Source organism: Streptomyces sp. TP-A0356 (genome assembly GCF_001417775.1).
In the GTDB taxonomy this organism is placed as follows: Bacteria; Actinomycetota; Actinomycetes; order Streptomycetales; family Streptomycetaceae; genus Streptomyces.
Genome location: NZ_BBZJ01000041.1, coordinates 20995 through 42461, shown reverse-complemented (window position 1 = coordinate 42461; position 21467 = coordinate 20995). Strand labels below are relative to the sequence as shown.

19 protein-coding genes and 5 pseudogenes are annotated in these 21467 nt (G+C 68.9%); 14 read left to right on the top strand and 10 right to left on the bottom strand.

Annotated features, from left to right (window positions below):
• The first annotated feature begins 127 nt into the window (after positions 1-127).
• Positions 128-892 (top strand): MerR family transcriptional regulator, encoded by a 765-nt coding sequence (locus tag ASC56_RS35460; protein WP_055495725.1) that lies wholly within the window; start codon positions 128-130, stop codon positions 890-892.
• Between the two features lie 29 nt (positions 893-921).
• On the opposite strand, the gene ASC56_RS39075 is transcribed toward ASC56_RS35460, so the two are convergent.
• Both ASC56_RS39075 and ASC56_RS35450 read right to left on the bottom strand, forming a co-directional pair.
• Positions 922-1803 (bottom strand): IS5 family transposase, encoded by an 882-nt coding sequence (locus ASC56_RS39075; RefSeq protein WP_079102941.1) that lies wholly within the window; start codon positions 1801-1803, stop codon positions 922-924.
• A gap of 157 nt (positions 1804-1960) precedes the next feature.
• Positions 1961-2986, bottom strand: coding sequence for an alpha/beta fold hydrolase (locus tag ASC56_RS35450; protein WP_234377227.1), 1026 nt, complete (start codon positions 2984-2986; stop codon positions 1961-1963).
• 377 nt (positions 2987-3363) lie between these two features.
• Between ASC56_RS35450 and ASC56_RS35445 the strand changes: the two genes are divergently transcribed.
• The 3 genes and pseudogenes from ASC56_RS35445 to ASC56_RS43390 form a co-directional block, all read left to right on the top strand.
• Positions 3364-3981, top strand: coding sequence for a TetR-like C-terminal domain-containing protein (locus ASC56_RS35445; protein WP_055495722.1), 618 nt, complete (start codon positions 3364-3366; stop codon positions 3979-3981).
• Between the two features lie 913 nt (positions 3982-4894).
• Complete coding sequence (gene ltrA, locus ASC56_RS35435) at positions 4895-6136, top strand: group II intron reverse transcriptase/maturase (protein WP_055495720.1); 1242 nt, start codon at positions 4895-4897, stop codon at positions 6134-6136.
• 156 nt (positions 6137-6292) lie between these two features.
• A pseudogene (locus ASC56_RS43390) lies at positions 6293-6807 on the top strand (hypothetical protein); the annotation flags it as partial.
• Here ASC56_RS43390 and ASC56_RS42600 read toward each other — a convergent pair.
• Positions 6793-6981: pseudogene (locus ASC56_RS42600) on the bottom strand (IS5/IS1182 family transposase); the annotation flags it as partial. The pseudogenes ASC56_RS43390 and ASC56_RS42600 overlap by 15 nt on opposite strands.
• Before the next feature lie 409 nt (positions 6982-7390).
• Here ASC56_RS42600 and ASC56_RS39060 point away from each other — a divergent pair.
• Positions 7391-7598 (top strand): annotated as a pseudogene (locus ASC56_RS39060) (transposase); the annotation flags it as partial.
• A gap of 99 nt (positions 7599-7697) precedes the next feature.
• Here the strand turns inward: ASC56_RS39060 and ASC56_RS43385 are convergent.
• Positions 7698-8252 (bottom strand): annotated as a pseudogene (locus tag ASC56_RS43385) (rhomboid-like protein); the annotation flags it as partial.
• A gap of 212 nt (positions 8253-8464) precedes the next feature.
• On the opposite strand from ASC56_RS43385, the gene ASC56_RS35425 reads away from it, so the two are divergent.
• The 3 genes from ASC56_RS35425 to ASC56_RS39055 are packed head-to-tail and all read left to right on the top strand — an operon-like array spanning position 8465 to position 11372.
• Positions 8465-9571 carry a sensor histidine kinase gene (locus ASC56_RS35425; protein WP_159039808.1) on the top strand — a complete coding sequence of 369 codons (1107 nt, stop codon included), beginning with the start codon at positions 8465-8467 and terminating at the stop codon, positions 9569-9571.
• Complete coding sequence (locus tag ASC56_RS35420; protein WP_055495718.1) at positions 9568-10236, top strand: response regulator transcription factor; 669 nt, start codon at positions 9568-9570, stop codon at positions 10234-10236. The genes ASC56_RS35425 and ASC56_RS35420 overlap by 4 nt, the downstream gene beginning before the upstream one ends.
• Positions 10206-11372, top strand: a complete 1167-nt coding sequence (locus ASC56_RS39055) for a hypothetical protein (RefSeq protein WP_159039807.1) — start codon at positions 10206-10208, stop codon at positions 11370-11372. Before ASC56_RS35420 ends, ASC56_RS39055 begins: the two co-directional genes overlap by 31 nt.
• Positions 11373-11403: 31 nt before the next feature.
• Here ASC56_RS39055 and ASC56_RS42935 read toward each other — a convergent pair whose 3' ends face one another.
• Complete coding sequence (locus ASC56_RS42935; RefSeq protein WP_159039806.1) at positions 11404-11865, bottom strand: hypothetical protein; 462 nt, start codon at positions 11863-11865, stop codon at positions 11404-11406.
• A gap of 15 nt (positions 11866-11880) precedes the next feature.
• Between ASC56_RS42935 and ASC56_RS40300 the strand changes: the two genes are divergently transcribed.
• Positions 11881-12084, top strand: a complete 204-nt coding sequence (locus ASC56_RS40300; RefSeq protein WP_055495715.1) for a hypothetical protein — start codon at positions 11881-11883, stop codon at positions 12082-12084.
• A gap of 30 nt (positions 12085-12114) precedes the next feature.
• Here ASC56_RS40300 and ASC56_RS35400 read toward each other — a convergent pair whose 3' ends face one another.
• Positions 12115-12435, bottom strand: coding sequence for a hypothetical protein (locus ASC56_RS35400; RefSeq protein ID WP_159039805.1), 321 nt, complete (start codon positions 12433-12435; stop codon positions 12115-12117).
• Between the two features lie 82 nt (positions 12436-12517).
• Here ASC56_RS35400 and ASC56_RS40940 point away from each other — a divergent pair, with 82 nt between their 5' ends.
• The gene (locus ASC56_RS40940; RefSeq protein WP_159039804.1) at positions 12518-12700 is read left to right on the top strand and encodes a hypothetical protein; all 183 of its coding nucleotides are present in this window, start codon (positions 12518-12520) and stop codon (positions 12698-12700) included.
• A gap of 71 nt (positions 12701-12771) precedes the next feature.
• Here ASC56_RS40940 and ASC56_RS35395 read toward each other — a convergent pair whose 3' ends face one another.
• Entirely contained in the window at positions 12772-13125 is a 354-nt protein-coding gene (locus ASC56_RS35395; protein ID WP_107309450.1) for a hypothetical protein, read from the bottom strand.
• A gap of 764 nt (positions 13126-13889) precedes the next feature.
• Between ASC56_RS35395 and ASC56_RS35390 the strand changes: the two are divergent.
• Positions 13890-14516, top strand: a pseudogene (locus ASC56_RS35390) (protein kinase); the annotation flags it as partial.
• Positions 14517-14657: 141 nt separating this feature from the next.
• Here ASC56_RS35390 and ASC56_RS35385 read toward each other — a convergent pair.
• The 3 genes from ASC56_RS35385 to ASC56_RS35375 all read right to left on the bottom strand — a co-directional run bounded on the left by ASC56_RS35385 (position 14658) and on the right by ASC56_RS35375 (position 18360).
• Positions 14658-15860: an IS110 family transposase gene (locus tag ASC56_RS35385; protein ID WP_055495713.1), complete on the bottom strand. Its 1203-nt coding sequence runs from the start codon at positions 15858-15860 to the stop codon at positions 14658-14660.
• 668 nt (positions 15861-16528) lie between these two features.
• Entirely contained in the window at positions 16529-17191 is a 663-nt protein-coding gene (locus tag ASC56_RS35380) for a response regulator transcription factor (protein ID WP_055495712.1), read from the bottom strand.
• Positions 17188-18360 (bottom strand): sensor histidine kinase, encoded by a 1173-nt coding sequence (locus ASC56_RS35375; RefSeq protein ID WP_107309449.1) that lies wholly within the window; start codon positions 18358-18360, stop codon positions 17188-17190. The genes ASC56_RS35380 and ASC56_RS35375 overlap by 4 nt, the downstream gene beginning before the upstream one ends.
• A 207-nt stretch (positions 18361-18567) precedes the next feature.
• Between ASC56_RS35375 and ASC56_RS35370 the strand changes: the two genes are divergently transcribed.
• From ASC56_RS35370 to ASC56_RS35360, 3 genes are all read left to right on the top strand, one after another.
• Positions 18568-19488 carry an ABC transporter ATP-binding protein gene (locus ASC56_RS35370; RefSeq protein WP_199836159.1) on the top strand — a complete coding sequence of 307 codons (921 nt, stop codon included), beginning with the start codon at positions 18568-18570 and terminating at the stop codon, positions 19486-19488.
• A complete protein-coding gene (locus ASC56_RS35365; RefSeq protein WP_055495709.1) occupies positions 19485-20309 on the top strand; it encodes an ABC transporter permease in 825 nt (274 codons plus the stop codon). The genes ASC56_RS35370 and ASC56_RS35365 overlap by 4 nt, the downstream gene beginning before the upstream one ends.
• Positions 20310-20898: 589 nt before the next feature.
• Positions 20899-21273 carry a hypothetical protein gene (locus ASC56_RS35360; RefSeq protein ID WP_055495708.1) on the top strand — a complete coding sequence of 125 codons (375 nt, stop codon included), beginning with the start codon at positions 20899-20901 and terminating at the stop codon, positions 21271-21273.
• The last annotated feature ends 194 nt before the right edge of the window (positions 21274-21467 follow it).

Genomic DNA, 21467 nt, shown 5'->3' with positions numbered 1-21467 from the left:
GGGCCTGTCCGACGGGTCAGGCCCTGGTGTCTGTCCAACAGGGTTTCGGGCTTGCGCTTTCCGTTGCGGCAACTTCTACGGTCATGTGTGTGGCCGGAGAGACCGGCCCGGCGAGGGAGGCACCGGCATGGCCTGGTCGATTGCGGAGGTGGCGAGGATGTCCAAGGTGACATCGCGGACGCTGCGGCACTACGACGAGATCGGCCTGCTGCCGCCCGCATGGATCGGGAGCAACGGGCACCGCTACTACGAGGAGGCCGATCTGCTGCGGTTGCAGCAGATCCTGCTGATGCGGGAGCTGGACCTGGGGCTGCGCGATATCCAGGCGGTCCTGGACAGCCAGCTCGACCAGGTGGCCGTGCTCCGCGAGCACCACCAACGGCTGCTCGCGGAACGGGACCGGCTGGAGACGCTGGCCCGTACGGTCGGCCGCACCATCGCCGAACTGGAAGAAGGTAGGGACAACGGGAAGATGACGAAGATCAACAAGCCGGAGAACCTGTTCGAGGGGTTCCAGGCCCCCTCCGAGGCCGAGGCCGAGGTACGGGAGCGGTGGCCGCAGGCGTGGGAGCAGTCCCGGCAGGCAGTCGAGGCGATGACCTCCGAGGACACGGAGCGCTGGCAGCGTGAGGTGACGGCGCAGATGATCCGTATGGCGGAGTTCATGGTGGCCGGCACGCCGGTCTCCGACCCCGCGGTTCAGGCCGAGGTGGACGCCAACTACCAGCAGATCTGCCGGTTCTGGACCCCGACCGCGGCCGCGTACAAGGGAGTGGGCCAGACCTATGTCGACGACCCACAGATGCGGGCCAACTTCGACAAGATCGCCGAAGGTCTGGCCATCTACCAGCGCGATGCGATGACCGTGTACGCCGATGCCAGGCTGAGCTGACCGCACGTGCCTAAGGGCCGTGCGGCGGGTCATGAGCGCAGCCAGAGGCGAATGGCTGCGACGGTCACGGTGCCTTGGAAGATGTATGCCCTCTTATCGAATCGGGTGGCTACGGCACGGAAGCCCTTGAGGGCGTTGATCGTTCGCTCGACTTCATTCCTGCGTTTGTAGAGCGTCTTGTCGAAGCCGGTGGGCCGACCGCCCCGGCTGCCACGGTGCTGTCTGTTGGCCCGCTGGTTCCTCGGTTCGGGGATGGTGTGCTTGATCTGGCGCCTGCGCAGGTACCGGCGGTTACAACGGGATGAGTACGCCTTATCGCCGCTGAGGTGATCAGGCCGGGTGCGCGGGTGACCGCCACCCGGCCGTGGTACGCGAACGCGCTCAAGGACCGGGATCAACTGAGGTGCGTCGCCCCACTGACCTGGCGTGATCAGCACCGCCAGGGGCCGGCAGCCGCCGTCTCCGGCGAGATGAATTTTCGTGGTCAGACCTCCCCTGGATCGGCCGAGAGCCTCGTCGGGGCGATGCTGAGCGGGCGGGATCCGTTTCCTTGGAATTCGCGGCGGACGCCGTCGAGCCCCGGCGGCATGCTGATGGGCCCGGCAGGTCGTCGAGTCAATGCCGACCATGCTCCAGTCGATACGTTCCTTGGCGTCGGCGTCGGTCTGGACGGCACGCAGGACGTTCTCCCAGGTGCCGTCCGCCGCCCAGCGCCGATGCCGGTCGTGGCAGGTCTTCCACTTCCCGAAGCGCGTCGGCAGGTCGCGCCAGGGGATGCCGGTGCGCTGGCGGAAGAGAATGCCGTTGATCACCTTGCGATGACACTTCCACCGCCCGCCCCGTCCCACGTTCTTCGGAAGGTGCGGCTCCAACCGAGCCCACTGCGCGTCAGAGAGATCGCCCCGCCCCACACCAGCCGGAACGATTTCGCCAATCGCCAGTCACATGACCCATCGGACACCCTCAAGCCATCCCAATGGTGAGAGGTCGTCCTTGGCTGTACCTGGGGCAGGGCCCGGGCGGCTTCAAGGTCTCGCCTGCCGTTGCCGGTGACGGGCTGCAGCGTCTTCATTTGTGGTCGCGCAGGAAGGTAGGGATCTCGTCGCGGGTCGGGTAGTCCGGCAAGGGCGCTGGCTTGTCCTGAAGGAACGCAGTGATGACGGCGGCGGCTCGGTCGTTGTTGTCGTCCAGGCCGTTCCACACGTGGTGTCCGACTCCGGGCAGGTACTGCGTGCGCTGGATGGCGAGGTCGTCGGCAAGGATGGCGGTCGCCCATTGACGGACCTGGGAGGAGCACTCAGCGATCATCAGCATCGCGGGGGTCCGGGACTGCCTCAGTAACGGTGCAATGGAGGGCGAGTCTTTGACCGTCTGCTGGACGCGAAGGCTGGCGGCGGGGCTGAAGGAGAAGTTCTGTGTGGTGTCCTCGGCGGGGATGCGGTGCGCGTCGCCCGCGCAGTAGGCGGATGCGGTGTCGCTGCCGAGGTCGGCTGTGGTGAAGGCGTTGTCGCCTTCGGCCTGTCCGATCAGTCCGGTGTCGGGGGTGAGGAGTCCGAGTCGCATGAGGCTGAATGCCACGGCGTATCGGGGAACATGCGTGGATCGCGGTCCGGTCATGGCTGGCGCGAGGCCCCGTGCGGACTTTCGGCCCTTGTGCCCGGTGATGCGCGCGGTGGGGCCGTCCATGGGGCCGGGCTCGGCGATGATCGCCCGGTGCAAGCGTGCGGCGACGCTCGGGTCGGTCAGGGCTCGGGTGAGCACGGCCCCGCCTGAGGAGAATCCGAGGATGTCGACTTTGCCCTTGTCCAGGCGGTCGACGAAGGCGGCGAGGTCGCGGACCGACCTGGAGATCGTGTACTGGCCCATGGGGAGCAGGTCGCTTCGTCCGCCACCGGCCTGTTCGTAGGCGTAGACGTCGTAGCCCTGGCGTGCCAGGAGTTGCAGGAATCGGTGATCGAGCACCGACATGCCACGGACCGGCCCGCCGTTGAGGTACACGAACGGGATGGGATGCCGGCTGCCGGGGTTCGTGGGCGGGTAGTGGTACACCGCGACCCGGCTGCCTGTGGCCAGGCTCCAGTGCTGCGTGGCCACGAACGGTAGGGCGGGCGGGTACCGCCGGACCGTCGGCACGGTCGGGATACAGACCGTCGCCGTCAATGCTGCCGCGACAACCACTGACAGGAACGGCACGAGCCGCGCCGGCCAAGTGCGGCGCCGTCCCCGCCACATCGCAAGGACAGCCCCGGCCCCAAGGGTCGTCAACCATGCGGCGAGCCCCGACCCTGCCCCGTTTGTGAGGGCGATCAGTGCGAGAAAGACGACGACCAGCGTCGCGATGGCGGCCAGGGCCAGCAGTAAGCGTCCGGTGAAGCGGGCGAGACGTATGGCGGGCGTGGGCACGGCGAACCTCCGACAGTTTCAGAACACTGTTTCAAAACGACGTTATCAGGGAGGCTAGGCTGCTGGTCGTGGGTAGGCCAAGAACAAACGACGAGGCCGTCAAAGAGCGGCTTGTGATGTGCGCGACCGAGATGCTGGCCACCCGTCCGCGGGAGTCGGTCACAGTCCGCGCCGTGGCCGCTGCTGCCGAGGCGTCGACGACGGCGGTGTACTCCTTGTTCGGTGATAAGGACGGGCTGATCGGTGCGGTGCGCGACAGAGCCGTCGCCGGCCTGTTCCAGGACGTGTCGGCGGTGCAGACCTCCGCGGACCCTCTCGCCGACCTGTACGCGCTGGCCGTCGCCTACCGTCGTTGGGGGCGCGGACACAGCCACCTGTACACAGTGCTGTTCGGTGGTGTGCAGTCCTTCGACCCGTCGGGGGAGGTCGGTGCCAGTGACCCGATCCGTCCGCTCCTCGCGGCGATCGATCGCGCATTGGCGGCGTCCGTCCTCGTCGGCGAAGCAACGTCGATCGCCCTGTCGATCTGGGCCACCCTGCACGGGCTCGTGACTCTCGAACTGGCCGGGGCCCTCGACGCCGCCACGGCCGAGGCCGCATTCCGATCGACGATTCACGCCACGTTGCGCGGATGGACGACCCCAGAGGTGTTCCGCAGCCTTCGCCAAGCCGAACTCGCTCCTTAACAGGACCAGGGACGGTATCCGGGCCCTCCCGGTCCCTGCTGGGGTGGGGGTGCATGGTTGGTGAATACCGGCATGCCAAGGTCGACCAGCTGCGGCCGACCATCGGTCGGAGCCCGCTTGCGGCTGTTGAGCTTGGCCATCGCAGCGTCCAAGCCGACCCGGAGTCCCTCGACCTCGCCGAGCCATCCGTTGGCGCGGGCCTCGCGGATGCGTTCTCGGAGGTTCTGGATGATCTCGATGAGGCGGGGCCTCTGGCCGGTAGTTGTTAAGTCAAATGAGACGTTTAGAAGTTGTTGTTTTCCGGACCTGATCGACGCGTTTCCGCTGGTCGTGTGTCACGAACGCTGAAGGAGGCGTCGATGTAGGAGCTTCCGGAAGCGGTGCTGTGTGAGAGATGGAGGTAGGTCCTCCGGGGTCGCCCTGCAGGGGGAGGCTCCAAACCACCGCAGGCTGCGTCGGTTAAGTGCCGGTCGTGGTGAGCGCTGCGGGAAAAGGCGCGGCCTTGATCGCGTCAGGTGTGGGTCAGGAAGGCGAGCGTGAGCGAACCGCTGATGACGTGTCGTAAGAAATTCCAGTGGCGTCGAAACCAGGGCGAGACCAGGGTCCTGGGACAAGTCCGGGGGGAGCCTGCTGACTGCCCGGATGGCGTCCGGCATGTAGGCGGCGCGAGCCTGGCGCGGGCTCTTGCACGGAACGTGAGAACCTGTCGCCCCGATACGGCCGCCGGGCAGCCAGCCCGGAGGCGGGAGGGAGAACCCCAAGCGGCCAGCACCGCAAGGGGCCGAGTACCGACGCGGGGCACGGGGACGGACCGTCTCGTAGTAGTGAGGAAGCCCGGTAATGCGGGTGGAGCGAAGGGGACGGATCATCCTGGCCTGCTTGGCGGTCAACCGGCGGTGCCGGGAGGAGCCGGGTGAGCGGGTCGAAGCCGTTCGAGATCTCGAAGCATGTCGTCTGGGAGGCGTATCGCAGGGTCAAGGCGAATGGGGGAGCGGCCGGCGTCGATGGCGAGTCGATCGAGCAGTTCGAGGCGGACCTGAAGGGCAACCTCTACAAGCTGTGGAATCGCTTGTCGTCGGGCAGCTACTTCCCGCCGCCGGTACGGATGGTGGAGATTCCTAAGCCGCAAGGGCGAGGGGCCAGGGTTCTCGGGGTGCCGACGGTCGCGGACAGGATCGCGCAGACGGTGGTGGCCATGGTTTTGGAGCCGGAGGTGGAGCCGGTGTTCCATCCCGACTCCTACGGCTATCGGCCCCGCCGTAGCGCGCTGGATGCGCTCGCGGTGTGCCGGGAGAGGTGCTGGAGACGCGACTGGGTGGTCGATATCGACATCCGGGGCTTCTTCGACAACCTCGACCATGACCTCGTCCTCAAGGCGGTGGCCCACCACACCGACCAGCGGTGGATCCTGCTGTATGTGGAGCGCTGGCTGAAGGCCCCGCTCCAGCAGGACGGTGGCGCGCTGGTGGCGCGGGATCGCGGGAGCCCGCAGGGCTCGGCGATCTCTCCTTTGTTGGCGAACCTGTTCATGCACTACGCGTTCGATGCCTGGATGGCCCGGACCTTCCCGGCCGTCCGCTTCGAGCGGTACTGCGATGACATGGTGGTCCACTGCCGCACCGAGGCCGAGGCACACCGGGTGCGCGAGGCGATCGGTGAGCGGCTGGCGCAGTGCGGGGGCTTGCAACTGCATCCTGACAAGACCCGCATCGTGTACTGCAAGGACGGCAAGAGGTGTGGCTCGTACGAACACACCTCGTTCACGTTCCTGGGGTACACGTTCCGGTCGCGGAAGGTCCGGACACGGAGCGGGAGCTACTTCTTCAGCTTCAATCCGGCCATCAGCGACGAGGCCGCCAAACGGATCCGGGCCCGGATCCGGTCCTGGCGGCTTCACCTGCGCAGTGGATCGTCCCTGGCAGACCTCGCACGGGAGATCAACCCGATCGTGCGGGGCTGGATCGGCTACTACGGGCGGTTCTACCCGTCCGAGCTGGTCAAGAGCCTCAAACGCATCAATCACTATCTGATGCGGTGGGCCATGCAGAAGTACAAGCGACTCCGGCGCCGCCGGATGCGGGCCTGGGACGGCTTGGGGAAGGCCGCACGGCTCTACCCGGGCCTCTTCGCTCACTGGAAGCTTGTCAGACCTTGATCGACTGGATGATGGGAGCCGTGTGAATCGAGAGGTTCACGCACGGTTCTGAGAGAGCCGGGAGGTGAGATCCCTCCCGGCTACTCACCGGGGATAGGAGTGGTGGTTCCGTGGGAGTCGTGGCCTGTCGGGTCGTCGTTCCCCGGGAGGTCGCGGATGCCGTCGGTTGTTGGACTGCTGGAACAGCACGAGCTCGCCGCTCGGCGTCGCGTCGACGGCCTGCGGGAGGAGGCCGACCGCATCCAGGCCGAGCTGGAATGGCAGGAGTGGGCGATCGCTCGCAGGCGGGTTGATACGGTGCTGGCTCCGGACGACGGCGCCACCGCCGGGCGGAGGTCACCCCGGATCCGCGGGATGGGGAGGTGCAGTCGGCGCTCCGGGACGCGGCGAAGCCGAAGTCGCAGGTGCCGGTGTGGCGACAGGGGCTGGCGTGGTCGGCGCTGTCGGTCGACTACCAGCGCATCCTCAAGACACTCGCGGACCGGGCCCGGTTCCATCAAGGGCCTCTGACCTGCCAGGAGATGGCCGCCATGTTCGGCATGGACGTGGTGCCAACGCGGGTGGAGGCACTGCGGTCGAAAGCGAAACGCCTGGTGGCCCGCGGCTGGCTGGCCGAGCAGCAGCCGGGCCGGTTCACCCTCGCTGCGGGTGTGACCGGCCAGGCGACGGGTCATGAGCCGGATCATCGACCAGTAGACCATCGCCTCCGCGCTGGTGGTGCGCCGCTCGAAGTCGCGCACCAGGCGGCGACTTCGCATCAGGTGGGCGAAGAGGCGCTCGACGATCCACCGCTTGGGCAGCACCACGAACCCTTTCTGGTCGTCGCTGCGCTTGACGATCGCCAGGACCAGGGCGAACGTGGCCAGGCAGTACACCGGATCGCATCGAGCATGGCCCGGTGGCAGTACGCCTCCGGCCGGCCGCCCCGGCCACGCATCCAGCTCGGCACCGGCAGCAGCGGCAGGACCCGGGCCCACTCCGTGTCCGTCATCGTCATGTCCGTCGGATACCGCCGCTCACGCATCGGGGTGTCGGCGGCGTTCCCGAACCGGTGAGCCAGACAGTCACACGCGAGAGTGACCGAAATGGATTCCGTCTCCGCGGTGGCATACAACAACAGGGCCTCCGGGCAGACGAGTTGGCGTAGACACCCTCCGAGCTACCAAGAGGCCCTGTTCCCATGCCCGGCACCGGCCGCAATCACCCGATCGAGACTCCCGTTCGACGGACACCGCTCAAGATGGAAAAGTCAACAGCTCAAAGGTCATGGACGGCATGGCCGAATGGCAGAACCGACCCCTCGACCGCGTCTACCCGGGTCCTGTTCATGGACGCCATCAACGTCAAGATCGAGGACGGGCAGGTCGCAAACCGTCCCGTCTACGTGGTGATGGCGGTGACCGTGGACGGCACCCGCGACATCCTCGGCATCTGGGCCGGCGACGGGGGCGAGGGCGCCAAGTGCGGTCTGAAGCGGCGCTGCGCGTAACGTCAGTCGGTGCAGGTAGCGGTGGGGGGCGTCGGACGACCGCAGACCCCATGCCAGTAGCATGCCGGTGGACAACGCTGTCACGTGGCCGACGGGAGTGACCCCCAGCGTGGTCAGGCCGCTCGTGATGTGCGGTGCGCGCACCGCGAGCGCGGCGAGCGCGGTCCATCGGTGCCAACGCCGGGCCCCCGCTGCCACCACGGCGGCCAGGGCCGAGACGATCACGTAGGACGGGCCGACGTCCAGCGTCGCACGCAGCGCCGGGTCTGCTTGGCCCGCCGCGATCCGTGCTGCCAGCAGTCCTTCGCTCACCAGTGTGCCGAGGACTTGGCCGGCCGCGATCAGCGCGACCGCCCGCATGTTGCCGAACCGGATGACGAGAAACGCCAGTATGGCCCCGGCGAGGGCGATGCTGCGCAGACAGGCCCAGGGATCGGCGCCGAACAGGAAGGCGGAGGTGATGAGCGCCTCCACAGGATGATCACCCATATTGGCCAGGTTGGTCGATGCCCAGGCGTTCACCGCGTGATCGCCGCCATATGTCAGGGAAGACGCGGCGGCGAGCAGGGCGAAGCCCCAGGGCACAGGGGAAAGCCATCGGCGGGCGGGCGTCCGGGAGAGGTCCATGTGGCCGACCCTGGCAGAGGGTGCCCGCCCCGCGGATCTGGCCACGGAATGACCGGCTGATCTCTGTCTCTGGACAGAGGCGGATGATCGCCCTCCTGGCTAGGGTCGGATGCGTGCGAGGCATGATGGTGAGGCATGACGTGGCGTCCTTCGCCAGAGGACTGAGGCCGACTCAGCTGATCGGGCTGGATGTGCTTTTGGCCATGGTCCTGATGGCGTCGAACGTCTTGTGGTGGACGCTTGGCACGCACCGCACGGGCTGGCCGGCATGGCAGACCGTGCTGACGTGCTCGTTGGGCGTGGCCGTCGCCGTCCGGCGGCTGCTGCCACTGCCTGCACTGGCGGTGGCGTCGGTGGTGATGGCTACCGACGGCGCGCTCAGCCTGACGGGGGTGCTGGCGACTGCCTTGCTGGTGTACGGGGTGGCGGTCGCCCGACCCGCGCGTGTCGCGGCGTACGCGAGCGCGGTGGCAGGCGCCGCACAACTCGCCTTGATGATCCCTATGCAGGGCATAACAGGGCACGACTACTGGGGGTGGCCGGGGATGAGCCAAAGCCTCATCGTCGAGGCCGCCGCCTGGGCGATCGGGTGGTCCACCAGACGGGGCCGCGCCTATTCCCAGGGCCTGGTCGAGCAGGCCGAGGAGCGGGCACGGCGCACGCTCGTCGAGGAACGCATACGCATCGCCCGGGAGTTGCACGACGTCGTCGCGCACAGCCTGAGCGTCATCGCGGTGCAGGCGGGCGTCGGCCACCACGTGATCGGTAGCCGACCCGACGAGGCCGCGAAATCCCTCTCCGCGATCGAGACCACCAGCAGGGCCGCGCTGGGGGAGCTGCGCTCCCTGCTAGGTGTCCTGCGCGACGACGACGGCGCCGAATGGCTGCCCGGTGGCCTCGACGACCTGAACACACTCATCGAACAGACCCGACGGGCCGGCGTGCAGGTCGACTTGACGATCAGCGGTCACCCGCACGCCGTGCCCCGAGGGGTGGACCGCGCCGCCTACCGCATCGTGCAGGAAGCCCTGACCAACGTCGTCAAGCACGCCCGCACCGGCCATGCCCGGGTGACGGTCGCCTACGCGCCGGGCGAGGTCGCTCTCACGGTCGTCGACGCCGGAGCCGGCCGCACGACCACCCCGATCACCGAGGGCCACGGCCTGACCGGCATGAAGGAACGCGCCGCCCTCTACGGCGGCGAGGTTCACGCCGGCCCGCTCTCGCCGCACGGCTTTCGCGTCACCGCCCGGCTGCCGTACGCCACGGACGAGCGAACAGCCCAGTTCCCCGTGGGCGCCGACCTGGAGGGCGCATGACAGTGCGGGTCGTCGTGGTGGACGACGAGACGCTGGTGCGTGCCGGGTTCCGCGTGCTGATCGAGTCGGAAAACGATCTCCAGGTCGTGGGTGAAGCGGCCGACGGGACCCAGGCGGTCAGGGTGATCCGCGAACAACGCCCCGACGTCGCCCTGATGGACATCCGGATGCCCGGGCTCAATGGCATCGAAGCCATCCGCGCGCTGCTCGGCGGCCCGTCTCCGGTGCCCGTCCACGTCCTGGTGCTCACCACCTTCGACCTGGACGAGTACGTCTTCGAGGCGCTCCGCGCAGGCGCCGCGGGCTTCCTCCTCAAGGACACTCCACCCGCACGCCTGGTCGACGCCGTGCGGGTGATCGCCACCGGGGAGTCGCTGCTGTCCCCCGGCGTCACCCGCAAGCTCATCGAGACCTACGTCCGCCGCCCCGGCTACCCCGGCCCGGTCACCCGCACCCTGGACGGTGTGACCGGCCGCGAGCGCGACGTGCTGGGCCTGATCGCACGTGGCCTGTCCAACCACGAGATCGCGGCCGAGCTGTATCTGACCGTCGGCACGATCAAGACCCACGTCAGCCACCTGCTGACGAAGCTGGGGGCCAGGGACCGGGCCCAACTCGTCATCGCCGCCTACGAATGCGGACTGGCAGGGCCCGCGCGTCGTTGAAGCAGGACGAGCAGGACCCAGTTGTTGGGCAGGAGGTTCACGCCTCGGCCTCCCTCCTCACCGACGACGAGACCGTGGCCCGCGTGCGTGCGACGCGCGGCCAGTTCTGGAAGGCCCACAACCTTGGCGAGCGGCTGGCCGACGAGGAGTCCCTCGCGGCGGTGGCGGCGGAGCAACTCTTCGACGCCGACGGCCAATTCCGCCCCGAATACGAGAGCTTCGTCGACCTGCCGGGCAACGTCCTCGTGGTCGACGACCTCCACATCGCCGCACCCTGGGACGACCCGTGGATCGTCGCCGGGCTGACCTCCAGCATCATCGACCGACTGACCGACAACCAGTACGCCGTGGTCCTCCCCCGGCTCTCCGGTAACACGGCGGCAGCCCTGCTTACGGAGGCGGGCGTTCTTCTGAGCGCCGAGCCGTTCTCCGATGAACTGCTGATCATCGACACGTCGCTCGCTGCCCCCGAAGAGGCCGCGCACCGGGTGCGCGAGCAACTGCGCTCCCGCGCCCGCTACGGCGGAGCCGACCTCTTGAGCGAGGAGTGGGACGAAGAAGACGACGAAGGGGAGGAGGTCCTCACCGCGCGCACGCGAGCGGTGCTGCACCTGGCCCTTCAACAGCTGTCGGATCAGGCGTGGCAGGAGGTGTCCACGCTGGGGGATCAGCTGGCCCAGCGGAATGCCGGCGGGCTCTTCGGCTCGCTGCCGCGGGTGACCTGGCACCAGGACGGTTCCTGGCGGCGGCAGATGGCCCCCGCCTTCGACGACCCGGCCGCCGACTGCTCGTCCGACGCTGAGGTCGAACCGCGCTGCACCGGTGAGGAGATGGCCCTGCACCTCGGGATCGCCCGCGCCCAGGACCTGACGCGCAACCGGCCGCGGCTCGTGCGTGACACTGTGGCCGGCCTTCCCGAAGACCGAGGGGACTTCGACTGGGGCGCCTGCTCGGACGTCCTCTTCCAGGACCACGACGTCTTGATGCTGTTCGACCATGCCCTCGACGGGATGGAGGACCCCGAAGGCGACATCCATCAGTCCCTTGGCATGGTCAATCTGGCCCCGCACGACTGGTTTGCCGCCTTCGACCCTGAGCAGGCCCGCGACCCCGATCGCGGCTTCCGCCATCCGTGACCGCGGTACCCCTGGCGGACACCGGCGGCCGTCACGCCGATGCGGCGCCGGACGCGTCCACGGGAGGCGGCAGGGTGCGCAGGCGTTCGCGGAGATCGGCCACGTACTCGGCGGGGCGGGCGGCGAGCAGGCCCTCCAGTCGCTGCAGCCGGGTGCAGGAGGTGGCGCGCAGGCGGCTCGGCGGCACGCGGTCGAGGACGTTCAGGGCGCGCTGAGCGGCGTCGGACGGTTGGTCGGAGGCCTCGGCCTGGGCGAGGACGAGGGTGGCGGCGGCCCATCCGGGGGTGCCGGGTGTGCAGGCGGCCGCGGAGGCCTCGGCGCGGGCGCGGGCCTGATCGGTGCGGCCCAGCGTGAGGTGGGCCTCGGCCTGGTGCAGGGAGAGTTCTGGTTCGTCGAAGCCGAACCGGCCCGGTGCCTGGCCGGCCGGGTCGGCTTCGAGTTCGGTCAAGGCCACGTCGAGGGCGACGGACGTCTTCCACCACGCCACCGGCACGCCGACTGGATCCGTGTGCTGCGCGCGGCGGGCTTCACCGATGCGCACTGCGCCAGCGCACCAGCCTGGGACGCCGCCTACCAGGGGATCTACCGCACCGCACTGACCCTGCACGCCGAGCCCGGCTCGGCGCTCGCCGGGCTGCAGGGCGAGGCCCGGCGGCGGCTGCCCACCGCGCACCTGCTGCGCCGCGTCGCCGTCACCGCCACACGAGGCTGACGCAGGCCGGTGGCTGTACTCGGCCGCCAGCTACCAGGGCGCGATGCCAGGGTCGTAATCGATCGCCGCGGCAACCTCGTTCAGCAGTCCCGCCTGGAGAGCATCCCGCGCGAGGACCTCGTTCTCCTCCTCGATCAACTTCGCCTTCCGCTCGGCGCGGGCCACCTCAACGGCGTTGTCGAGTTCCTCCGCGGTGGCGCCCAGCCGAGTGGCACTCCCGTACCAGGATGCGAAGCTGTTCTGCACGTCGGCGGGGCCGGACCAGCCGGGCTCGACCATGCCATCAGCCGTCATGCGTTCGCGGGCGAGAGCGGCAGCACCGTAGCTGCGCAGCGCCTCCTCCTCCATCACGGGCCGATACGGTGTAGGGTCCGCGATTCCGTGAGCACTGGTTCCCGTACCCGCGCGAGGCCCACTCCTACGGCGGCGACCCGTGCCACTCCGGCCGACCGGCCGCAGCGGCTCGGGTGCTGTCGTCCCAACGACGAGTTTGCTGACCTGCATCTCCTCCGGTCAGCAATACCGCTGCTTGGTGCTGTGTGTGTTCCGCGGCGAGTTGAGCTTCGGCGACGACGTCACCCCGCTCGCGTATCAGGTCGTCATGATCGGCAAGTGATCGTTTCCAGTTGAGCTGGGTGTCATGGTCGGCCCACTTTCCTGGTGATCAATAAAGAGGCCGGTCCTCTGTCAGGCTCGATTGAGCCGGGCAGCGATCCCGTGACCGATCAGCAAATAGATGACGGCCGGGAGACCGTAATTGAGGACGACGCGTAGTGCCTCTGTGTCCATCGTGAAGATGTCCTGTGACCACCAGGACAGCCAGCCCGCTGTGCCCCGCACGAATTCGACGAACACATTCGCGCGGTTCGCGTCGAGCAGGAACAGCAGGATCCACAGGCCCAGCAGGCCCGCCGCAATATCGGTGATCGTGCAGATGGTGATGGCCGTACGCCGTGTGGTGGCCTGACGGTGCACAGAGCGGTCCGGATCCGGCGGCTCGCCGTATGCCTGGTATCCGGGAACCGGGTCGATGTTTCTCACAGGGATATCCGTTCTGACGTAGTGCCGTGTCTGCGCGCTCGCGCCAGGGCACCCAGATTCATCCGGTCGGTACCCCGCTTCTCCCTACTCCTGCGTTCCGCATGCACTGCAGCGTTACACCGACGTCTGCGATGTCCCGAATATGGCTGCCTATGCGGGCACTTACCTGAATGTTCACACACCAGGGCAGTTTTCCGGACGGAATGGAGGAGCATGATTCGGGGCTGCCGCAGTCCCCGGCCGCCGGTGTTTGCATAATGCGTGACCAGATTACGAAGGAGGCCAGGGTGTTCCTTCACAGAGTTGTCGGTCTCGCAACCATTCCCGTTCCCCCGTGACACTCCTGACCTTCGGCTCGCTGTTGGAAGTGACCCCGGGCGGGGTCATGGCGCCCATCCTCCGGGGGGAGGTTTGCAGGCGCCGACGTGCTGGGGCAGGTTCGGTTTCCCCCGTGCGGGGCCTGCCCCTGCTCTCCCAGCTCGCAGAGCCGCATGGCGTTGGGCGCTCCAGGCGTGTGACGGCCCGGCACTCCGGTGCGCTGTAGGAGTGGGCCCAGGGACCCAGGGGCCTCGTGGCACCTGCTCGCCCCAATTCCGAGCGGGTAATCGCGCAATGAGGGGCAGGCAGGTGAATCCCCCGTCGTCAGCCTGCCCCCATGCGCACCCCGGCGCCCGGTCCGACAGGGAGTGTGCATCGACCCCGGGCAACCGGAACCCGATGACCGCAAACCCAACCATCGGCCCGGGGGTTCCACGAGCAACGCGATGATCGGGGTGGGTGTGCAGGGTCTGCTGGCGGACCGCTATGAATTGCAGGAGCTGCTGCGACGCGGCGCGATGGGCGAGGTGTGGCGAGCCTGCGACCACCTCCTCGGTCGGCCCGTGGCCGTCAAACTGCTGCATGCCGAAGAGGCGGAAGACGCCGAGCGATTCCGCCTAGAGGCGCAGATCGCGGCCCGGCTCAACCACCCCAACGTCGTCGGCATGTACGACTTCGGCACGCCCGATGACCAGCCCCACCTGGTCATGGAACTCGTCGACGGCTGGAACCTGGCCCAGGAACGCTCCCTGCGCGGCGCCCTGCCCCCGGCCGAGGCGGCTGCCATCACGGCCCAGGCGGCCGCCGGCCTCTGTGCGGCACACCAGCAGGGCGTGGTCCACCGGGACGTCAAACCCGCCAACGTGATGCTGACCACCGACCGCACAGTGAAGATCGCCGACTTCGGCATCGCACGCTTCGCCGAGGAGGCAGCCAGCAACCTGACCGCCACATGCAAGATCATCGGCACCGCCGACTACCTCGCTCCGGAACGCGCGTTGGGCCGTCCCGCTCAGCCCGCCTCCGACGTCTACTCCCTCGGTTGTGTCCTGTACGAACTGCTCACCGGGCGGCTCCGGGACCATCCCCGCACACGCGGGGAGCAGTGCTCGATGCCGATGTCGTAGGGGTCGACGCTGGGACCATCCCCGCACCCGCGGGGATGGTCCCACCGAGGCCATGTCGTACTGGGGGGGGTGCCTCTATGTCCTTCGTCAAGCGAGGCGAGGGCTGCGGGGTTCGTAGAAGGTGCCGTCGCGGAGCATCGCGAACAGCACGCTGATGCGGTGGCGGGCGAGGCGGAGGAGGGCTTGCGTGTGGGTCTTTCCTCGGGCCCGGCAGCGGTTGTAGTAGGTGCGGGAGGCGGGATCGTGCAGGGCGGCGAAGGCGGACAGGAACATCGCGCGCTTGAGCTGCCGGTTGCCGCCTCTGGGCGCGTGTTCGCCGTGGATCGAGGTTCCCGAGGACTTCGTCGTCGGGGCGAGGCCGGCGTAGGAGGCCAGGTGGGCGGCGGTGGGGAAGCTGGTTGCGTCGCCGACGGTGACCAGCAAGGTGGCGGCGGTCCTGACCGCGACCCCCGGAATCGAGGTCAGGACCGGGGAAAGAGGGTGAGCCTCCAGCAACTGCCCGATCTGCGCTTCCAGGGCTCGTCGCTGTTCGTGGACGGCCGCGAGCGAGCGGGCCAGGGACGGGATCACGAGGTCGAGGGTGCCGGTGCCCGGGACGACGACAGTCTGCTCGTCGAGCGCGTCGAAGACGTCGTCGATCAGCCGCTGGGCCATGCGTGGGGCCTTGGGCCGGATCACCTCAACGAGCCTGCGGCGACCGGCTTTGCGCAGGGCGGCCGGGGATCCGTAGCGTCCCAGCAGCCAGGTCACGGCGCTGTGGTCCAGGCGCGGTCCGAGGACGCGCTCCAGACTGGGGTGGAACTGGGTGAGCAGGCCGCGTATCCGGTTGGAGGTGCGGGTGGCCTCGGCCGCCAGGTCCTGATCGAAGCCCACCAGCACGGTCAGTTCGGCTGTGATCTCGTCGGTCAGTTCGAGCGAACGCAGGGTGTGCGGCATGCTGCGGGCTGCGTCCGCGATCACCGCGGCGTCCTTCGCGTCGGTCTTCGCCTCGCCCGGGTAGAGGTCGGCGATTCGCCGCATCGCGAGTCCGGGCAGGTAGGCGACCTTGCAGCCGGCGTCCCGAGCAACCGTCAGAGGCAGGGCTCCGATCGAGGCGGGCTGGTCGACGATCACCAGTACGGTGCCGAACTTCGCGGCCAGCTTGTCGAAGACGGCCCGCAGTTTCGGCTCGCTGTTGGGCAGGGGCTTGTCGAGGACCTTCTTGCCGGCCGGGGTGAGGCCGTGCCCGTGGTGGGCGCTCTTGCCGACGTCCAGGCCGAGGAAGACGCCCACGTCGTCGATGTCGTACAACCCATCCTCCTGAACCGGGTTCGTGCGGTGCTGGCCAGGGCGTTGGCGTCGTATGCGCGCATCCACGTTATGCAGACCTGCCGCCCGCGAGATGCCGGGCATTGCGCCAGACCAGGTGGTGGTCAGACCTCTCATCAGCGTCTCCAACGGCGCCTCTCGGGCCCGGTGACACCACCCCCCAGGTCATCCGATCGACAGGGGGACACAGTCATGCCGGGCCCGGAGGCCAGCGGCCCTCTTGCAGGACCGCGAAGAAGATAACGGGGATGCCAGCCTGCTCCCCGCACCCGCGGGGATGGTCCCGCGTCCATGGGCTTGGCCACGCTCGCGGCCGGCTGCTCCCCGCACCCGCCGGGATGGTCCCCACCATGGGCCGCGCCGGCGCGTCTCCTCCACATGGCCGCCTATGCCCGGTCCTTGCGGATCAACGGCGTCCCCGTGCCGCTTCGCCGCCTGCCGGCCGGTTGGCGGGCTGCGGCCCTTGCGCGGCCCGGATGCCGTCAACCTCGACGATGACGACGGCGGAGGGGACTGTGCCGGCCCGGGACCGGCCAGTGCTGTGTACGGCCGCAGCGGGTGGCGTGGCGGCGGCTGCTCCTTCGGCGGCTCGTACCCGCGACGTGAGCGACAGGGTATTGCCGGCTTCACCATGCGGGCCGGTGGCGCCGTCAGCGAGGCAGGGTGACGAGCCCCGTCTCATAGGCGGTGATGACGAGCTGGACCCGGTCCCGGGCGCCCAGTTTGGTGAGCAGGCGTGAGACGTGCGACTTGGCGGTGGCCACCGTGATGAAGAGGTCCTCGGCGATCTCGGCGTTGGACCGGCCGCGGCCGACCAGGGTCAGTACTTCCCTTTCACGCTCGGTGATGCCCTCGACCGGTCGTGGGGAGTGCTCCGGGGCTGGTGCCGGGCGCCCGACGAAGTCCGCGATCAGACGACGCGTCACACCCGGTGCGATCAGTGCGTCGCCGGCGGCGACCACGCGGATCGCCGCGAGGATGTCGTCCAGCGCCATGTCCTTGACCATGAAGCCGCTCGCGCCGGCCCGGAGAGCGCCGTAGACATGGTCGTCCTCGTCGAAGGTGGTCAGGACGAGGACGCGTGTGGTTGCCGGACCGGCCGTGATCAGGCGGGTGGCCTCGATCCCGTCCATGCCGGGCATCCGGATGTCCATGACCACGACGTCGGGGCCGGTGTCGCTGACCAGTTGGACGGCCTCGGCGCCGGTGGCGGCTTCACCGACGACCTCCAGGTCGCTGTGATCGGCCATGAGCACGCGTAGACCGGACCGCACCAGCGGCTGGTCGTCGGCGAGTACCACCCGGACGGTCATCGGGTTTCCACCGGAACTGCGATGGGTGCGGGCAGCGGCAGCCGGGTCGCCACCCGGAAGCCGCCCTCGGGGCGTGGTCCGGCGCTGAGGTGGCCGCCCAGCAGGCCGGCCCGCTCCCGCATCCCGATGATGCCGAAGCCGTGCGCCGAGCCGTTGTCGGCGCCGCGCCCGTCGTCGACGACCTCCACGGACAGCTCCTCCTCTCCGTAGTCGATGGCCACCCGGCAACGCCCGGTGCCCGCGTGTCGGACCACGTTGGTCAGCGCCTCCTGCACGATGCGGTAGGCAGACAGGTCGATGTCGGCCGGCACAGGACGCTGCTTTCCGCTGCGGCGCACGTCGACGCGTACTCCTGCGCCCGCGGTCGCTGCCGCCAGCCGTTCGACGTCCGCCAGCCCCGGCGACGGTGCGAGAGGTGACTGCTCCAAGGCGGTGTCGCCCCGGTCGGCCTGACGGAGCGACACCAGCGTGCGGCGAAGGCCCGACAGGGTCTCTCTGCTGGTGACCTCGATGGCGCGCAGGGCCTCGCGCGCCTGTGCCGGCTGGGTCTGGATGACCCGGCCGCCCACGCCGGCCTGAATGGCGATGATGCCGATGCTGTGCGCGACCATGTCGTGCAACTCCCGTGCGATCCGCAGCCGTTCGGCGGTCACGGCCTCGGTCACCTCCTGTGCACGCAGCGCCACCGCGTGTTCACGTCGCTCGCGACTCAGCAGACCGGCCATGCAGGATGCGGCCAACGCCAGGAGGGCGATCACCTCGTTGACGGCCAGGCCGTCCCCGTGCCCGAAGACGCCGATCACCAGCACCTGCACAACGAAAGACACGGCCACGGCAACCATCGAGGCGCGCCGTACACAGGTGGCGACGATGAAACCCAGCACGAGGTCGACCGCCAGATACGACAGGAACTGGCCCTGGTACGACGCCGCCCGGCTCTCATGGCCGGCACTCGGAGGGCCCACCACCACAGCAGTGGATCCGAAGAGTGCCATGGCCAGAGCCGGCAGCGGCATCCGTCGCACCACGTCGGCGAGCAGGCTCACAGCCAGCAGTGCCCCGACACCGTGGACCGTGCCCGACGCCCGCGGCGCGCCCCCTACCAGCAGCCCCACCACGAGGAGGTAAGAGACACCCCCCGCCCAGGCCACGGCCTTGGTTCTCGTCATCGGCAACATTCCCTCCCGGGAACAACACCGTGCGGCGCGACGCGTGCAGGCAACGGCGTGATCGTCATGGGGTTCACGCCGCGAGACTAACCGGCCACCGTCGACGCGGCATCAGCCCGGGGACGTACGCCCACGGGCCAATGCGGCCGCACGATTGCAGCCCATGGCCCCATGTCCGGACGGGGGCCCACTCGGCAGTGTGGTGCCGTGATCGAAATCAGCGAACTCACCAAACGCTACGGCAGCAAGACGGCCGTCGACCATCTGTCCTTCACCGTGCGGCCGGGCCAGGTCACCGGATTTCTCGGCCCCAACGGCGCTGGCAAGTCCACCACCCTGCGGATGATCCTCGGCCTGGACGCGCCCACCACCGGCGCCGCCACCGTCAGCGGCGTCCCCTTCCACCGCCACCCGCGGGGACTGCGGCACGTCGGCGCCCTCCTCGACGCCGACCAGGTTCACGGCGGACGCAGCGCCGCGGCTCACCTGTTTGCTCTGGCCCGCAGCAACGGCATCCCGCGGCGCCGGGTGGACGAGGTGCTTCAGGAGGTGGGGCTGGCCGAGGTGGCGAACCGCCGCATCGGCGGATTCTCCCTCGGTATGAAGCAGCGCCTCGGCATCGCCACCGCCCTGCTCGGCGACCCGCCCGTGCTCATGTTCGACGAGCCGATCAATGGCATGGACCCTGAGGGCGTGCTCTGGGTACGCCGGCTCTTCCGGCGCCTGGCCGCCGAGGGGCGCACGGTCTTCCTCTCCAGCCATCTTATGTCGGAGATGGAGAACACCGCCGACCAGCTCGTCGTCATCGGCCGGGGCCGCCTCATCGCCGCCGAGTCGGTACGGGACTTCGCGGCCCGCAGCACCCGTAGCAGCGTTGTGGTGGGGACACCACAGGCCGCCGAGCTGGCAGCCGTACTGACGGCGGCGGGCGCCTCGGTCGAGCCGGAGGGCTCGGCCGGTGCCGAGAAGCTCGCCGTGACCGGACTTGCCGCGGACCGGATCGGAGCGCTCGCCTTCGAGAACCGCATCCGGCTGGACGAACTGACCACTCGCACCGCCTCGCTGGAGGCGGCCTTCATGGAACTGACCGCCGACAGCGTCGAATACCTGGCAGGACAGCCCCGATGACCACACTTGCCTCCGTCTCCCCGACCACCCCCGTCGCCGTACCGCCCGCCCGCTTCGGCGACCTGCTCGCCTCCGAGTGGATCAAGATGCGGTCCGTGCGCTCCACCCCGTGGACGATCGGACTCACCGCCCTGTTCGTGCTCGGCTTCACCGCCGTGGCCACGCTGGCGGACAAGTCCGCGGGCTCCGGCCCCGCTGATTTTCTGCCCTTCGACGCTTACCCGGCGGCCGGCTACTGGACGCTGATGCTCGTCGCCAGCAGCATGGGCGCCCTCACAGTCGTGAGCGAGTACAGCAGCGGGCTGATCCGTACCACCACCGTGGCTGTCCCGGCCCGCGGCTCGGTCGTGCTGGCCAAGGCGGCCGTCACCGCCGCGCTGTGGACCGCAGTCGGCACGGCCGTCTCCACCGGTTCCTTCCTGGTCTCCCAGGCCATCCTGGCCGGGCATCATGCCGGCGTTCCAATCACCCGCCCCGGGGTGTTCCGGGCATTGGTGGCATCCGCATTGCTGGCTCCGGTCTGTGCCCTGGTCGGTCTGGGCCTCGGCGTTCTGCTCCGGCATGCCGCCGGGACCATGGTCACCAGCGTCTTCACCCTGCTGATGCTGCCCACCATGTTCTCGGAGAGCAACCGATGGTCGGCGGACATCAAACACGCGCTGGTGCCGGCCGCCTGGAATCGCCTGGTCCAAACCTGGCAGCCGGATCCCGGGTCCCTGGGCTACACCGCCACGGTCCCCGGCTCCTGGCTCGTGTATACGCTCTGGCCGCTGATCACGGTCGCACTCGCCATTCTCGTCGTGAGGCGCCGCGACGTGTGAGTGTGGGTGGTTGGGAAGCAGAACGCTTCTTCGTGACCGTTCGACTTGCGGCAGCACAGGCGCCGCCGCGCTCTGCTGCACGCGGCGCTGCTCCTGATCCGAGTGCAGTACGCTCGCCGGCCCGCGTCCGCTGCGTGCAGCAACTGCGTGCAGGAGCCGATGCTGCAACACCCGCCTCGCTGTCGGTCTCTGTCCACAGGGCACTGGCTCCAGTCTGCGCATATGGCTGATGAAGCCATGGAGCAGATAGTGCAGCGCGGCCCGGTCCAGGACGGCTTGGAGCGCGCGGAGCGCAACGTGTTGACCGAGCGGGTGCCGACGTCGCCGGCAGAGCAGGTGCGGTTCCTGGTGGAGAAGGTGAAGGTCGGCAAGCGGGCTCTGGCGGCTCGTCTGGGCGTGTCGCAGCGGATGGTGCAGCGCTGCCGCAAGGGCACGATCCGTACCCCGCGCCAGGCCACCGGGGAGGCCTTGGCCGACCAGGCCGCCGGCGAGTGGCAGCCGGAGGTAGGCGCGCAGGTCCGGGAGCAGGCGGCTTCCACCACGGGCCTGGTGATCTGCGTCCGCTGCCGGTTCGGGTTCGGCGCTCCCGGTGGGACCTCCGACGAGGCGCGTATGCGCCGGATCCTGGCCCTACCAGGCCCTCGAGGCCTGGCTCTCCCATGCCTTCCTCGCCCGCTCCGGCTGCTGCGCCGACCCCGCGGTCCGGGCCACCGCCAAGCTCTGCTCAATCGTGCTGAAGCACGCCGCCCTGCGCTACGACTGCCCCGAGGACTGCGAGGGGCCGGCCACCGAATGCGACGGCTGCGCCGCCTGCAAGGGTGGTGTCCACCGCATCGAAGCGCGGGCAGCTCAACTGCTGGGCGAAGAGCTGCGCAAGGCGCGGTGGGACGCCGCCGTCCAGATCGAGCGGCCTGGTGGAGTCAGCGCCGCCGCAGGCCCGCTGACCTGTGACACCGAAGCGTGATGGTGTGCCACGGAAGGCTGGCCGGGGTGTTGTGGCCTGATGAGTAGAAGGACTCATGACGGCCACGGAGCTGTGGGGAAGGATTGGGGGATGACGACGCTGAGGAAGACGAGAGCCCGGCTCGGGATGCTGCCGTTGACGGTGATGGTCCTGCTGACGGCTGGGTGTGGAACGCAGCGGGCAGGGGATACTGC